Below are 14,602 nucleotides of genomic sequence, written 5' to 3' on the forward strand. Positions count from 1 at the left end.
TAATTCAATGTTTAACATTGGTGAATTTGGTTTAATGTACAATGCAATTCCTGTTCTACATTTAAGTATTTGGTTCATAGCCATTCGTTTATATAGAACTTGTATGATTCAGTCGCAATGGAGGAGGAACGTCACGTTGAGCACATCCTATGAGCAGCATGTAGAATATCCAAACCGGAAACGAATGGCGTGGCTTACGGCAGGGGCGGCACTTTTTGTGGCAGCCGGATTTTTTTTGATTTTTGATCGTTCTTCAGGTACGAATGATTCCATCCTTTCGGATGTGATTGGACTTCTATCCATTTTGTTTTTTGGGCTATGTTTCTGCTACAGTCTGGTAAAGATGATTAAGAAGGAACCTTCTTTTGTAATCGATGAGGATGGGTTTGTGGATGCATCTTCTTATACCGCAGGAGGAGCCGTGGCCTGGAGAGACGTTGAGAATATTTTTATGTATGAATTGATGGGACAGAAAATGATCGGGGTCAAGTTGCGGGACGAGAAAGCCTTTCTGGATCGCCAGAACGGGATGAAACGCAAATTGATGACGGTCAACAGCAATATGGTCGATGCGACCATCAGCGTTGCCCAAAGTAGCCTCACAGTGCCACTGGATCAATTGTATATCATGATGATGAACCACTGGAGACATGTGAGTGATAACATGATATATGATTCGTATAACCGTCGTTAGAGAGGTCAGAATGTCCATAAGTCTTCAGAATGGAGGAATATAGATGATGCATGGTAATCCAACACGCACGATTCTACTTCCGGATGGAACTGCCCTGCCTGCGATAGGGCAAGGCACATGGAACATGGGAGAGAAGCAATCCAGCCAGCAAGAAGAAATACGGGCACTGCGTTCCGGTATTGAACTGGGAATGACCGTGATTGATACGGCGGAGATGTATGCAGAAGGTGGGGCAGAAGTTGTTACGGGAAAGGCCATCTCGGGCCATCGTGACGAAGTTTTTCTCGTATCCAAAGTGTATCCCCATCATGCGGATCGTAAGCAGATGATTACGGCCTGTGAGCGCAGTCTTACGCGTCTTGGTACAGATCGTCTGGATTTGTATTTGCTCCACTGGCGAGGGGGAGTGCCACTCGAAGAAACGGTTCAGGCCTTGGAGCAGTTGAAGCAATCTGGTAAAATCCTTCGCTGGGGTGTATCGAATCTGGATACAAGGGATATGCAGGAGTTATGGAGTCTGCCGGAGGGGTCTCAGTGCATGGTGAATCAGGTGCTATACCATGCAGCTTCGCGTGGTATCGAACATGATCTGCTTCCCTGGATGCGCGAACGTAGCGTTCCTGTTATGGCGTATTGTCCACTGGCACAGGGCGGCAGACTTCGCAGTGAATTGTTGGAGCATCCCGTCATTCAGGAGATTGCGCAGGATCGAGGAGTTACGACTTCGCAGATCGCATTAGCCTGGGTGATCAGGGACGGAGATGTGCTGGCGATTCCCAAAGCGGTACAGCTGAATCATGTGGCAGACAATGCAGCAGCAGTGAATATCGTTTTGACACAAGAGGAACTCGCCCGTTTGAATGAGGCATTCCCTGCACCTAAAGGCAAAGTACCTCTAGATATCGTGTAGCTGGCTCTTTTTATGGGATAAGCATATGAATAAGATAACAATACGATTAATAATGTTATGCAGAGCAGATCTTCACGATCTGCTCTTTTTTTGTATGGATATCAATAGCGGAAGCTTGCCCTTCGATTAAGCGAATATATATTTTAACAAATGGGCTTTACAACACTATCTCACTAGTGTACTATGTAACTAACACACCAGTACAGAGAGGAGCGAGTGCTTTGTGACTATGGAATTTGATAACAACTTACCAATATATCTGCAGATTATGCAGTACATCAAGAGACAGATTGTAACCGGGACACTTCAGGCAGGTGACAAAATCCCTTCGGTTCGTGAACTGGCGGCTGAATTACAGATCAATCCCAATACAGTACAACGGACATTTCAGGAACTGGAGCGAGAAGAAGTGGTCGAAACCAAACGGGGCTTGGGCAGATATGTAACCAGTGAGGAGCGGAAGATTATGACGATCAAAAAAGAGATGGCCGGTGAATTGCTGGAACGCTTTCTGACCGGAATGCAGGAACTGGGGATTGAAGAGCAGGATATCTTATCAATCGTAGCCGATGCCGTTGCGGAAGGAAAGGGAGGAAAAACGCATGAGTAACATCCTTGAACTGAACCAGATTAACAAGACATATGGCAGTAAGAAAGCGCTCAGTAATATCACATTGGATATTGCTCCTGGCCGAATCGTAGGTTTGCTGGGTAGCAACGGCAGTGGTAAGAGCACGCTCATGAAACTGGTTGCAGGTTTGCTGCATCCGAGCAGTGGAACGATTCAAGTCACAGGTAAGCCTGTTGGGCTGGAGACGAAGTCACTGGTTTCATTTATGCCGGATCGTCCATTAACCGAGAAGTGGATGAGAGTGCGGGATGCAATTTCGTACTACCGCGATTTCTATGCTGATTTTGACGAGGAGAAGGCACGGGAGATGCTCGATTTCATGAACCTTGTCGAGAGTGATCGGGTGCGGCATCTATCCAAGGGTATGAATGAACGACTGCAACTAACACTGGCGCTATCCCGTAAGGCTCGTCTGTATCTACTGGATGAACCGATTGGCGGAGTAGATCCGGTTGCGCGTGGCAAGATTCTGGATGCGATCGTCAAATTCTATGATGAAGACAGCAGTCTGATCATTTCCACACATCTGGTGAATGATATCGAACGGATTTTTGATGAAGTGGTCTTCATTCGTGAAGGTCAGCTGGTGATGCGGGAAGAAGTGGAAACGCTCCGTCTGAAATATGGGAAAAGTGTGGATGAGATGTTCAAGGAGGTCTATGCGGAATGATGACATTATTGAAGTATGACTTTAGAAGGAACTGGAATACACTGCTGGCCGGGCTGGTTATTTTGATTATTGCGCAAGTGGCGCTTTCCCTTTTCATGTCTGAGGTCGCAGGGGTTGTGCTTGGCATTATGGGTTATGTTGGGGTAGGTGTGGCTGTTTATGTGAAAATGATCAAAACATACACGTCCAATATCCGCTCTTATAATCGCCGTCTTTTACCCGTAACGGGCCTATCCCATGTGTTGTCTCCTTTGATCTTTGGAGCTCTTTGCGGGTTGGGATTAGTTATTATATTTACGACTCATGCCTACATCTATATCTCAATGAAACTCCGAATGAACGTGGTTACCAATATTGATCTTTCGGGTCTGCATGTTTCGGATTATGTTAGTTTGTTACTGTTTATCGCTTGGGTTATCGTATTCATGACTGTCATCATCTTCCTTTCGATCTCGATTGCAGGCAGCTTCCGTTGGAGAACTGGACCATGGATCGGAATCGTTGCATTCTTAGTCCTCGTTAATCTGATTGGCTGGTTGGAGAATATAATTACGACAGGACGCTTCAGTCCAAATGAGATGTTCCGTTACACCGAAGAAAGTACAGGTATTGCAATCACAGCCAATGGCGTATTATGGTCGGACGGTATGTGGGGGAGTATTGTATTTGAAGTCATCGTAGCAGTTATCTTGGTGTGGGCTACCATTTATCTGAACAACAAAAAAGTTGAAGTCTGATGACAGGATAACTTGAACGTGATGCGGGCAACCAGGGTTGCTCGTTTTTTTTACATCCAGTGATGATCCGATTTTTGAATCCAACCCCATTAAACATACATAAATATAGATATATTGTGTGTACGATGCGAGACTAGGTTAAAGAGAACGAAAGGGGATATGTAAGGGAAAGGAGAACGTATTATGGAACTATATTTCAGGGATAATTTTTTTAACGCGGGTTACACCGAGATTATGAATCCGAATCAGGAACAGGCAGGACATCTGGATTTGAAAAGTGTTTTTGGCTCTTCGCTCGATGTATCCGATAACTCGGGATTGGTCTGTAGCGGCAAATTCCGCTTGTTAACCAATCGTTGGGATATCACTGCAGCCGATGGGAGACATCTGGGAGTATTGCGAGCGAGGTTTAGTTTCTTCAGTAAAAAGTATGAGTATGATGCAGGATCGCGCGGTACGTACGATGTGTCTGCTCCGGCATTCTCGCAGGAATATGATATCAGTGGAAGTGGTGGACGCATCGTGGCAAGTTTCCGTCGCACCAGCGGCTGGTTTAGTTCAGGGGCATTTGTATTGGATAACCAGTCGGACCAACTGGACACATATGAATTAATTGCAGTGGTCATGGGCGTGCATGCGATTAACAAGAGACGAAATTCAGCTGCCAGCAGTGGGGGGACCTAGTCAGGCTCATGCACAGCAAAAAGGTTTGGATGAGATCATCCAGACCTTTTTTTGTATATGGTTTGTTTTTGAGCAAAGGGCTAGGGTTAACCGACTTTTACGAAATCAATGACCATCGGCTTTTGCGAGCGGTTTTTCCTCGGGTTGGCGGTGCTGAACTTCATTGGAGTATTCGGCATGTTTATCAGGCTCTTTTTCCGCATAACGGGCCAATGCCTTGGCAGCTGTTTCGGACATTCGCTCCCGCATCACTGTGTGGTCAGCAATTCGAACCCGTTTACCGAGAAAACGCATTTTGGATAAGACGTAATCCATCTCATTCCGTGGAACGGTCAGCTCGATCCGATATGTCTGCTTGGTTTCCATGTACTCGACCTGTTTCTCGAAGCAGGAGAAGGCATAGAGGATTCGGGACAGCTCCTGATTGAACTCAGGCAATACTTCGATGGTGATGGTCGTTTTACGCTTCTCTGTTATCGCAGCAATTCGGGCACTGTAGCCTGAAGCGCTATCCGGCTCAACCGGTTGGGCTTCCACGGTAACGATGCTGTGCAGCTTGGTAGACATGAGTTTGTCGAAGCGAGGCGCGTACCAGAGCACGTACCATTCTTTTTTGACCATGGAATACTCCAGTTTATACGGGAAACCAAATTCATCCTGGCTTGTGCGTCCATTGCGGACGCGGCCTGTCATTCGAAATCCCTGATGATGCAGAATGATTAGTCGTAACTGTCTGAGGAGTGGATGAGAGACACTGTTTTCCTCACTTTTGGCTTTTTCGGTCAGGTAATCCTGAAGGTTCAGGTCCTGCTCACCATTCAGCATGTTGTGCATTTTATCCAACGTTACAGCGCTCAGGGCTTCTCTTGCGGCAGGGTGATTCAGCATCATGCGAAGCCAGGCCCGTTCCTGTGAGGTCCAGGTGAACAGTCCGGTTTCATTCAGTCGGGTCATCATCTGGTAATTGAACATCTTCTCGAACAGGTTCATAATATTCCGCAATCTCCTTCCATTCCTTAATCATCTCCTGACGTAGTCTCTGAGGTGCGATGATTTCGCAGCTTGAGCCAAAACTTCGTAACCACGGTTTGATCTCGGTGGTACCGTTGACCTGGATTTCGTAGAGAAAGGTATGATCCGTTTCGGGTATGATCTTGCCCCATTGACCTTGCAGACGAACCCGATCCAGAATGAAGTTGCGCTGACCACGCTCCGGGTGGAAAAAGCGAGCTTGAACTGTCACGGTACTCCCCGTATCTACCAGCCAACTGTAGCGACTGATGTCAGTCCACTGCTGCTTCAACTCGAGCATGTATTCCTCTTCTAAGGAATCCTCTTCCTCCAGTTGGGTTATGCCTTCCATGCGGAATTTCACGAAGCCGCGGCGACCCTGATATCCAATGACATACCAACGACCATACTGATGGTCATAAATCACTTCAAGGGGCACGATCCGGTTGGATCGTCCGCCTGCCTCCCGTTCAAAGCGTGGATTCGTATTCTGTGAACTGTAGCTGGATGGTTTTTTCGGTGAATAGTATAGGAACTGCACACGCTTGCGCTGACGAATCGCACTAAGCAGCGTGTAGAGATGAGCTTCGTCCAGGATACGAGAATAATAGTGATACTTATAGATATAGGGTTCGGTCGCTTCTTCTTGAGGAAAACTTGCCGTAATGGCTTTTTTTAAACTGTCCCGCAATAAGTACCCCTGTACGGAAGGCACCTGGGTGTTCGCCATCATATCCACAAAATCATACAACTCCAGCTGTTCCTCCACTGTTAATTCGGTAAGGACATCCTGTTGCAAGGCATATCGATACGGTCTGCCACCAGGCTCTTTTCGTATAACCCCAACCTCTTCCAAATACTTCAGGTCGGAGCGAATGGTTTTCTCGTCAGGTAACGCCAGATCTTCCGGCAGATCAGCACAGCAGGCGTCAAGTAATTCCATTGCGGTCAGGGCTGTATCCTGTAGGGTATGCAAAAGGACAGAAAGGCGCTGAACTTCAGTCTCTTTCATCGACTTGGCGCGGAAGAGGAAGAGCAGCATGGGCTCTGCAGATTCTCCGTACTGGAAACGAACGAGGTCAGCTATTTCCCGACTTGCTTCGGCACCTGAACGTTGATCAGCGACGGTCTGCATGATTTCTTTTAACCGACGATTGGTTTTATCAAAGGTATGTACGGATATGCCAAGCCGTTCGGCGTACTGTTTGCGGTTATACGCACCGCTTGTTAGGGATAACATGCGTAAGAACTGAATTTCTTTGTCAAAACTCTCTCTTGCCATGAACATTCACTCCTTGTTATCCCTTCATTGTAGCAGGAAGGGTGGCGGGTTTCATTTAAACTTGTGAAGATTGACTCAATTTCAGAAAATGATTCGTCGCCATACTTTCGCCATGTTCGCGTGCAGATGTGTGAGGCATAATGAGGATGTGAAGCGGGGCAGCAACAAGCACTGTGGATCAAGGTTCCGAGGCGCCAGGGAGGGTTACTTCGACTGTTAATCGACCAGGTCGTTGGTTCGAATCCAATCGCCGCCGTTCATGGCGGTGTAGCTCAGCGGTAGAGCGGGTATTATACCTTCCCACCTTTTTCCTCGGAACATTTTATTATGAAAGAACAGCAAATAGACTCACACCGGGAGGCCATGAGTGATGAGCAGAGCCAAACAATTATTTAATCAACCTCAGCCAACGACACGTAATCATGGGGGCTACGGAGCCTATGAGCGATTGGTGGAGGAACAATATATACAGATGTTGATGACCAATACACTGAACAATACGTTCTATGCAGATACCCAGCAACTGATGGACGATGCGATGGTCAGTCATCAGGAGATGGCTGAGGTCGATGCAGGATTTATGGCGCGGGCGCTGGTCTATGCTCGTAATAAAGGTTTGATGCGGTTACAGCCTCTATACGGGCTGGCATCTCTGTCCAAGGTGGACGCGGATCAGTTTGCAAAGGTGTTCTCCCAAGTCGTACAGACACCGGCTGATTTGGCCGATTTTCTGACCATTCTGAGAGGAATGGGTCGGGGGCAGGGCGGCCGAGCGGTGAAGCGTCAGGTGAGTCTCTTTTTGAACGGGATCAGTGAATACTGGGCGATCAAATACAACGGGCGCGGGCGTGGATACAGTTTGGGCGATATGATCGCTACTGGACACCCTAAGCCGATTGATACGAAGCAACAAGTCTTGTTTCGTTATTTGCGCGGGCATGAGGTGGATCTTACGGAACTTCCGCAGTTGCAGACGCTGGAAAAGCTGAAAGCTACCCCAAACCCGGCAAGTCGGATGCATCTAATCGAAAAAGGCAAACTGCCGTATTCGGTGGTCACATCGATCATGCAGCCGACACGTACGGTATGGGAGGCGTTGATGTCCCAGATGCCAACCTTTGCATTGTTGCGCCATCTGAATGCAATGGATCGAGCGGGAGTTTTTGAAAAATCGAAAAATATCGATTACGTAACAGGTCGTTTAACGGATGCAGAAGCCCTGCGTAAGTCGCGCATATTGCCATTCCGTTTCGCCAGTGCGTATGAAATGATTGCGAGGGAAGAGCTGCGGGATGCTTTGCGACAAGCGGTAGAGCTATCCATTGGCAACCTACCAACGCTGCCGGGAAGAACGGCTATTTTCCTGGATCGTTCCGGTTCCATGCAAGGGGATTATTTACGGATTGGTTCAGTGCTGGCACTGGCACTTTATAAACAAACAAGAGGTAACGCACTGTTCTGGTTATTCGACCATATGGTTGAGGATGCTCGTCCCAAGATGGATGAGAGCATCCTTTCCCAAGCTCACCGGATTCGCGCACAAGGTGGAACAGACACGGGGCGGCCTGTACGCGAGCTTCGGGATATCGGAGAGAAAGTGGATCAGATCATGATGATCACCGATGAACAGCAGAATGAAGGCAGCCCGTTATATGCCGAGCTTGAGCGATATCGCCGGATGATGAATCCGGAGTTGAAAGCATTTATTGTGGATATAGCACCTTATCGGCAGGCAATGGTACCGCCACGGGATGGCAAAACCTTTTACATCTACGGTTGGAGTGAAACGGTATTGACGTATATTGCCGAGACTGTGGCCGGATATGATACACTTGCGAACCGGGTGAGAGCGATGGAGATTTAATTGAGGGAATTTGGAGGCGGCTGACTATGACCTACGTTCATGAAGAAATGAGAGATACGATTAGACAACAACTGAAGCAGATTGAACAGGAGCAGCAGGTACGGATCATCTATGCGTGTGAATCGGGCAGTCGAGCATGGGGATTTCCTTCCCAGGACAGCGATTATGATGTGCGTTTTCTGTATGTAAGACCACTGGAATGGTACTTGTCGATTGAGGATAAGAGGGATGTGATCGAACGTCCAATCAGTGATCAGCTCGATATCAATGGTTGGGATCTGCGTAAGGCTTTGAAGCTGTTTCGCAAATCAAATCCACCGTTACTGGAGTGGCTGCAATCCCCCATTCAGTATGATGAACAGTATAACGTTGCACAGCATATCCGTGCACTGTCGCCATTGACCTTCTCACCCAAGTCCTGCATGTATCATTATCTGAATATGGCGAAGGGTAATTTCCGAGATTATTTACAAGGTGAGCAAGTGAGGATTAAAAAGTACTTCTATGTGTTACGCCCCTTACTCGCTTGTGGCTGGATCGAACGTTATGATGCGATGCCGCCAATGGCATTTGAAGAGCTGGTGCAAGAACTTGTCCCTGTGACTACACCGCTGTATACGGAGATTCATGAATTGCTGCGCCGGAAAAAGGCGGGCGAGGAACTGGATCTGGAGCCGCAGTTGCCAGCAATACAGGCTTTCTTAGCCGAGAAGATGGAGCATTTTGAACGACTGGCTGGCCAGATGGAGAATGAGCAGATTATTCAATTTGAAGAATTGGACCGGATTTTCCGTTTGGCATTGCAAGAGGTGTGGGGGAACAATTAGGGATTGATAACAACGGAAATCATAAAAGAGAATTAATTGAATAAAAGGAGGAGAACGGATGCATTTGATCTTGAAAGCAAGCGGCGCTGACGCGGGGATTGTATCCCATTTGTTAGCGAAGAACCCGCTGAATATATATGACCGCGTAGACAAAGGCGTACGTGTAAGAATGGTGTACACCACCGCTACAGAGAACGAAACGGAAGTGCTGATTCATGCCGAGCCAGATCCTGTGGATCTGGTCAGAGGCACACCTGATGGATATGACATTACGCAATATATCAATGATCGTGAGTTCGTGACCAGCAGCCTGTTCTGCTCCTACATACGTGGGGCGTTAGGAACGGCCCTGAATGGCAAGCCCAAGGAAGACTATGTGCAATGGGTAGGTCACTCTTTCGAATTGGAACTGACCTTTGGACCGGTGGCATCCGACCTGCCGGATCGGGTTGTGGAGGAATTATTCTCGCCATTGGGATATGCAGTTTCGATGGAACGTGGAGAGCTGTCTTATTCCTTTGATCTGAAAAATAAAAGCACAGTTCGCCATATCATCTTGCGTGGTCGTAACACGGTACAACATGCATTGCGTCAGCTTTTTCTGCTGATTCCAGTGCTGGATAATTACAAACACTATTTCATCAGTGAAGATGAGATCGATAAAATCAAACGTTACGGTGAAGGGTGGCTGGATGCTCATCCACTGAAAGAGCTCGTTGTGAAGCGTACGCTTCGTTTTGCCGAACTGATCCGGCAGTATGAGCGACAAGAGGGTGCCTTGTCTGCGTCTCTTGGACAGGAGAGAGAAACAGGTCACACCTCAGACACGGTTATTCAGGAGAATAACGTGGGACATCAGGAAGACAGAGAACAAGATCAACGTGAGTCCGAGTCCGTTAGCGATGGCGTACAATCAGAAACTCCTGTGCGGTTAAACGAGTTGCGTTATCGAGCGATTACGGATGTGGTGTCAGCGTTGCCAGTCAAACGAAGCATTGTGGATATGGGAGCGGGTGAGGGCAAGCTGTCCGCTCGTTTGGCGTACGTTCCCGGTGTGGAATCGATTCTGGCCGTTGAACCTTCCGGTCAGTCGCGGCTCCGGGCCATGGAGCGCTTCGCGAAGCTGGAGGGTCGTTCTGGAGTGGTGGCTATGCCGGAGCCGATCATCGGTTCACTTTTTTATTTTGACGAGCAGATGCAAAACCAGGACGTCATGATCCTGTGCGAAGTGATTGAGCATATTGAGGAATATCGTCTGAACAGAATTATGGATACAATCATGAACGAATATCAGCCAGAAGTGCTGCTAGTTACTACGCCAAACAAGGAATATAACGAAGTGTACGCAATGGAGCAGGAAAGCTTCCGTCACCATGACCACCGTTTTGAGTGGACCCGTGCGGAGCTGGCTATCCGGTGTGAGGAATGGACGCAACAGGGGAGCTATGGCTACGAGATTAAGGGTATTGGTGAGAATGCAGAAGGCTATGGACAACCTACCCAACTGGTCATTTTTGAGCGGAGAAAGGAGAGTCAATCATGAGGAGAAAAATGAGACCAAACGAAATCTCGGATGAAGGCAGAGAACGTCAGGATCGAAAAAGTGGGACGGAGGAAAGACAGCGTGAGATTCGTCTACCCCACGCAGGCATTGTCGTTCTCGTCGGCCCATCCAACAGTGGCAAAAGTACGTTGCTGGATCGCCTCGTTGAAGAAAGCGTCATTCGGCGCACGGAAGCCGTCTCGTCCGATCAATTCCGTATGCTGGTTGGAGATGATGAGTATGTGGATTGGAAACACCGTCCCCGCAGTGAAGCGGATGTGATCTATGCCGAGTATCAGCAAGTATCGGCCAAAGCCTTTGAAGCGATGGAGGCGATGCTCGCAACCCGCTGTCGTCTGAACAAGCTGACCTGGGTGGATGCGACACATCTGTATCCAGAGGATCGGGAGCGACTGATTCAGGTAGCAAGAAAGGCCCATGTGCCTGTGATTGCTGTTGTGCTGGATATTCCGGAAAAAGAACTGCTGGAACGTGATGCCCAGCGGGAGTATCCGCGTGGACGTCAACGGGTGAAACAACAGGTGCAGCAGTTCAAGCGCACATTACGCTCGATCCGTGAGGATGGCTTTGATGCCAGTTATGTGCTGAAGCAGCCGGATGAGATTACGTTTGTCCGCACATCCAATCCGCTGGTGACTGACATGGGTACAGGTATAGATATCATCGGAGATATTCACGGCTGTTACGAAGAAATGATGGAATTAATCGTGCGTCTCGGGTATGTGGACGAGGATGAAAGTGGCTTGTACCGTCATCCTGAAGGACGAAAATTGGTTTCAGTCGGTGACGTAACGAGCCGTGGGCCAGAATCATTAAAATGTCTGTTGTTCTGGCAACGTCATTGTGCCGCCGAGCTAGCCTACATGATTGACAGTAATCACGGCTGGAAGATTGCACGTTATCTGGATGGTCGTGATGTTACGCTGAATCATGGTGACGAACGGGTAGAGATGGAGTTGCAACAGCTTGAGCAGGAGCACGGTCAGGAGACGGCGAAGCGAGTACGTGCAGAGCTTAGGTCATTTCTGCTTGAAGCACCATCTCATCTGGTGTTTTCCCGGGACGGGGTAAGACAAGTCGTTGTTGCACACGCAGGGATTCGAGATCATTTTATCGGCAAACAGTCCAAACGCATTCAGGATTACTGCCGATATGGCGATGTGGATGGGATGGATGAGCAAGGTCGGCCGGTGCGCAAGGATTGGTACGTGGATCACAATTCGGGTGAATGCATTGTTTGGGGACATGATCCTCGTCCATATCCTACAATTGTGAATGATACAGTCAATATTGATCAAGGTGTCGTTTTTGGTGGCATGCTCACTGCTTGGCGAATGCCAGAACGTGAGGCAGTCAGTGTTCCGGCGAAGCAGGATTATGCGGGAGATCCGGATAGTCCATTAAAGCGCTGGGAACAGCGGCGTTTTGCTCCGCCTAACATACGTAAGTTCAAGGAGGGTTTCACGGTTCAGACAGCATCCAAACTGGATGTGTCTGTGCACGGTGAGGTGGCGAAGACGGCAATTGATACGTTTTCCCATTATACTGTACCGCTGGAAGAACTGCTCTACATCCCGCCTACGATGAGTCCGCCGCCGGGTGTATGTTCTGTGGAGGGATACCTGGAGCATCCACAGGATGCATTTCAGTATTATCGTTCTCAGGGAGTTACCCGTATGGTTGCCGAGAAGAAACACATGGGCAGCCGGGCCATTGTACTTCTTTTCCGTGATGAGCAAGCTGCGGTGCAACGAGTGGGTCGACCCATGCTGGGGAACATCGTGACAAGGACGGGACGATCCTTTTTTGATCCTTCGACAGAGCAGAGTGTGCTCTCGAAGTTACATGCGGACTTGACCGCAGATGGTTATTTTGATCGTCATCAGACGGAATTTGTACTGCTCGATGCCGAGATTGTTCCTTGGAATCTAAAAGCGCGTGAGCTGATTGCTTCACAATATGCACACGTTGCCGAAGCCTCCATGATGGATCGCTCTACGGTGCTGGACAAACTGCGTGAAGCTGAAGCAGCAGGTCGGAATGTAGATGAGTGGTTGCAGGAGACAGCAGGAAAACTTGCTAATGCCGAGACGTTCCGCGATGTATTCCAGAAATACTGCTGGGATGTGGAGGATATCGGGGACATTCGAATTGCACCGTTCCACACACTAGCACATAGCACGGGAGCATTTTTGGAGCAAACACATGAATGGCACATGGAACAAAACCGTGAGTTCGCTCGCATGTCGACCATGATGATGGAGACAGAATATCGCGTAATTGCAAATGAGGCGGATGAAGCGGATGTTATTCGTTGGTGGAATGAGATTACAGCGGAAGGACACGAAGGTATTGTCATCAAACCTGAAACGTTCCGCGCCTGGAATAACAACAAAATGATTCAGCCTGCGATTAAAGTACGAGGACGTGCATATTTGCACATCATCTATGGGATGGATTACCTGGCACCCGAGAATCTGTCTCGACTTCGTAAACGCAAAACGTCCAAAAAAGAACGTCACGCCTTAATGGAGAGTGCTTTGGGTATGGAGGGGATTGAGCGCTTTATACGCAGAGAGCCGGTGGAACGAATTCACGAATGCGTGCTGGCGACGTTATCGCTGGAGTCGGAGCGAGTAGACCCACGTTTGTAACTGTTAAAGCAAAAGAATAAGAAATAAAGATGAAGCGGGTTCGGAGTTAATCCAAACCGGCTTCATGTGCGTATAAACTTCGTTAAAGTGAAACCTCATCAGGCCATTTTACTTGGCGCTGCAACCTTTGACATGACCTGGATCAGTTGGTATGAGCAACGGCGCGAATCTCAATCAGTTGATGAGGGAAGGCGAGTCCGGATGTCCCAACCATCGTGACAGCCGGACGATGCGTACCGATGTACTCTTTGTACACGGCAACACATGGCTCAAGATGCTCCTGAGGATGAACCAAAAAAATCTCCAGTTCAGCAATGTTCGACTTGGTCACGTTAAATCCTGCGAGCACGCGATCCAGGTTATCCAGTGTCTGGCGAACCTGCGCTTCAATATCATCGACACCAATAAAGGCTCCCTGCATATCATGCGAAAATTGTCCTGCAATGTAGATTGTACCGTTAACACTGTATCCCTGAGCAACGCTAAATGCGTCTTCCCACGGGACACCGTGGCTATATATTTGAGCTGTAGACATATATTTCTCTCCTTTGGGAATTCAAGATAAGGTTAGTATAAACGGAGAAAAACGATTTGGGCAGTACGCACTTTCATGACAGTGACTATCCATAAGGATAGTGTGAACGCAGTGTTTGTAAGCCTAACGACTCATTCCAGAGAATCTTTATATCAGGATATTTAATTTAGGTATAACTAACTTAAGTCCTATATCCTTCCACTAGAATCTGGGTAATAATTATAGTAGGCAAGTGATTAATGGAATCTCATAACGTAACGATAGGGGGTAACCTGTATGGCATCTGTGATTCTGCTGGTGAAACAGACGGAGGACGATGAGAAGGTTATTTATCGCTTCGGACCGAATGAGCGAAAGATGGGGCTCATTGAGATGAATAAGATCAAGGAAAGTGTGAGGGAACTGGAACCTGTCCAGGTGGATGGGGTAAGTCCGAGTTTTTTCTTTAACCGAGCCGCGCAGCGACTGGTACGATGTTTATTCAGGGAAGGCGGCAAGTTCCCTGAACGAACGACATTTGAAACATAGTTTCAGCAACA

At 48.1% G+C, this 14,602-nt stretch carries 14 protein-coding genes; 11 read left to right on the plus strand and 3 right to left on the minus strand.

Features of this window, described 5'->3' with window-relative positions:
- Positions 1 to 136 precede the first annotated feature (136 nt).
- The 6 genes from IFU39_RS12185 (at position 137) to IFU39_RS12210 (ending at position 4,326) form a co-directional block, all read left to right on the plus strand.
- Positions 137 to 694: an STM3941 family protein gene (locus IFU39_RS12185; RefSeq protein ID WP_105600857.1), complete on the plus strand. Its 558-nt coding sequence runs from the start codon at positions 137 to 139 to the stop codon at positions 692 to 694.
- Between the two features lie 43 nt (positions 695 to 737).
- A complete protein-coding gene (locus IFU39_RS12190) occupies positions 738 to 1,604 on the plus strand; it encodes an aldo/keto reductase (RefSeq protein ID WP_192132888.1) in 867 nt (288 codons plus the stop codon).
- Positions 1,605 to 1,827: 223 nt separating this feature from the next.
- The gene (locus IFU39_RS12195) at positions 1,828 to 2,214 is read left to right on the plus strand and encodes a GntR family transcriptional regulator (protein ID WP_091015665.1); all 387 of its coding nucleotides are present in this window, start codon (positions 1,828 to 1,830) and stop codon (positions 2,212 to 2,214) included.
- A complete protein-coding gene (locus IFU39_RS12200; protein WP_091015664.1) occupies positions 2,207 to 2,905 on the plus strand; it encodes an ABC transporter ATP-binding protein in 699 nt (232 codons plus the stop codon). Before IFU39_RS12195 ends, IFU39_RS12200 begins: the two co-directional genes overlap by 8 nt.
- Positions 2,902 to 3,642, plus strand: a complete 741-nt coding sequence (locus IFU39_RS12205) for a hypothetical protein (RefSeq protein ID WP_192132891.1) — start codon at positions 2,902 to 2,904, stop codon at positions 3,640 to 3,642. Before IFU39_RS12200 ends, IFU39_RS12205 begins: the two co-directional genes overlap by 4 nt.
- Positions 3,643 to 3,825: 183 nt before the next feature.
- Positions 3,826 to 4,326: a hypothetical protein gene (locus IFU39_RS12210; protein ID WP_192132893.1), complete on the plus strand. Its 501-nt coding sequence runs from the start codon at positions 3,826 to 3,828 to the stop codon at positions 4,324 to 4,326.
- A gap of 105 nt (positions 4,327 to 4,431) precedes the next feature.
- Here the strand turns inward: IFU39_RS12210 and IFU39_RS12215 are convergent, their stop codons facing one another.
- Positions 4,432 to 5,316, minus strand: coding sequence for a WYL domain-containing protein (locus IFU39_RS12215; RefSeq protein WP_192132895.1), 885 nt, complete (start codon positions 5,314 to 5,316; stop codon positions 4,432 to 4,434).
- Positions 5,264 to 6,619 carry a helix-turn-helix transcriptional regulator gene (locus tag IFU39_RS12220; RefSeq protein ID WP_192132897.1) on the minus strand — a complete coding sequence of 452 codons (1,356 nt, stop codon included), beginning with the start codon at positions 6,617 to 6,619 and terminating at the stop codon, positions 5,264 to 5,266. The genes IFU39_RS12215 and IFU39_RS12220 overlap by 53 nt, the downstream gene beginning before the upstream one ends.
- 370 nt (positions 6,620 to 6,989) lie before the next feature.
- Between IFU39_RS12220 and IFU39_RS12225 the strand changes: the two genes are divergently transcribed.
- The 4 genes from IFU39_RS12225 to IFU39_RS12240 are packed head-to-tail and all read left to right on the plus strand — an operon-like array spanning position 6,990 to position 13,528.
- A complete protein-coding gene (locus IFU39_RS12225; protein ID WP_192132899.1) occupies positions 6,990 to 8,483 on the plus strand; it encodes a TROVE domain-containing protein in 1,494 nt (497 codons plus the stop codon).
- Between the two features lie 26 nt (positions 8,484 to 8,509).
- Positions 8,510 to 9,310, plus strand: a complete 801-nt coding sequence (locus IFU39_RS12230; RefSeq protein ID WP_192132901.1) for a nucleotidyltransferase domain-containing protein — start codon at positions 8,510 to 8,512, stop codon at positions 9,308 to 9,310.
- A 58-nt stretch (positions 9,311 to 9,368) separates the two neighbouring features.
- On the plus strand, positions 9,369 to 10,853 hold the full coding sequence (locus IFU39_RS12235; RefSeq protein WP_192132903.1) for a 3' terminal RNA ribose 2'-O-methyltransferase Hen1: 1,485 nt from the start codon (positions 9,369 to 9,371) through the stop codon (positions 10,851 to 10,853).
- Positions 10,850 to 13,528: a polynucleotide kinase-phosphatase gene (locus tag IFU39_RS12240; protein WP_244660961.1), complete on the plus strand. Its 2,679-nt coding sequence runs from the start codon at positions 10,850 to 10,852 to the stop codon at positions 13,526 to 13,528. The genes IFU39_RS12235 and IFU39_RS12240 overlap by 4 nt, the downstream gene beginning before the upstream one ends.
- Positions 13,529 to 13,670: 142 nt before the next feature.
- Here the strand turns inward: IFU39_RS12240 and IFU39_RS12245 are convergent, their stop codons facing one another.
- Positions 13,671 to 14,063, minus strand: a complete 393-nt coding sequence (locus IFU39_RS12245) for a RidA family protein (protein ID WP_192132905.1) — start codon at positions 14,061 to 14,063, stop codon at positions 13,671 to 13,673.
- 276 nt (positions 14,064 to 14,339) lie between these two features.
- On the opposite strand from IFU39_RS12245, the gene IFU39_RS12250 reads away from it, so the two are divergent.
- Complete coding sequence (locus tag IFU39_RS12250; RefSeq protein ID WP_091015650.1) at positions 14,340 to 14,591, plus strand: hypothetical protein; 252 nt, start codon at positions 14,340 to 14,342, stop codon at positions 14,589 to 14,591.
- Positions 14,592 to 14,602: the final 11 nt, after the last annotated feature.

It is taken from the genome of Paenibacillus sp. CFBP 13594, from assembly GCF_014842675.1.
In the GTDB taxonomy this organism is placed as follows: Bacteria; Bacillota; Bacilli; order Paenibacillales; family Paenibacillaceae; genus Paenibacillus; species Paenibacillus amylolyticus_B.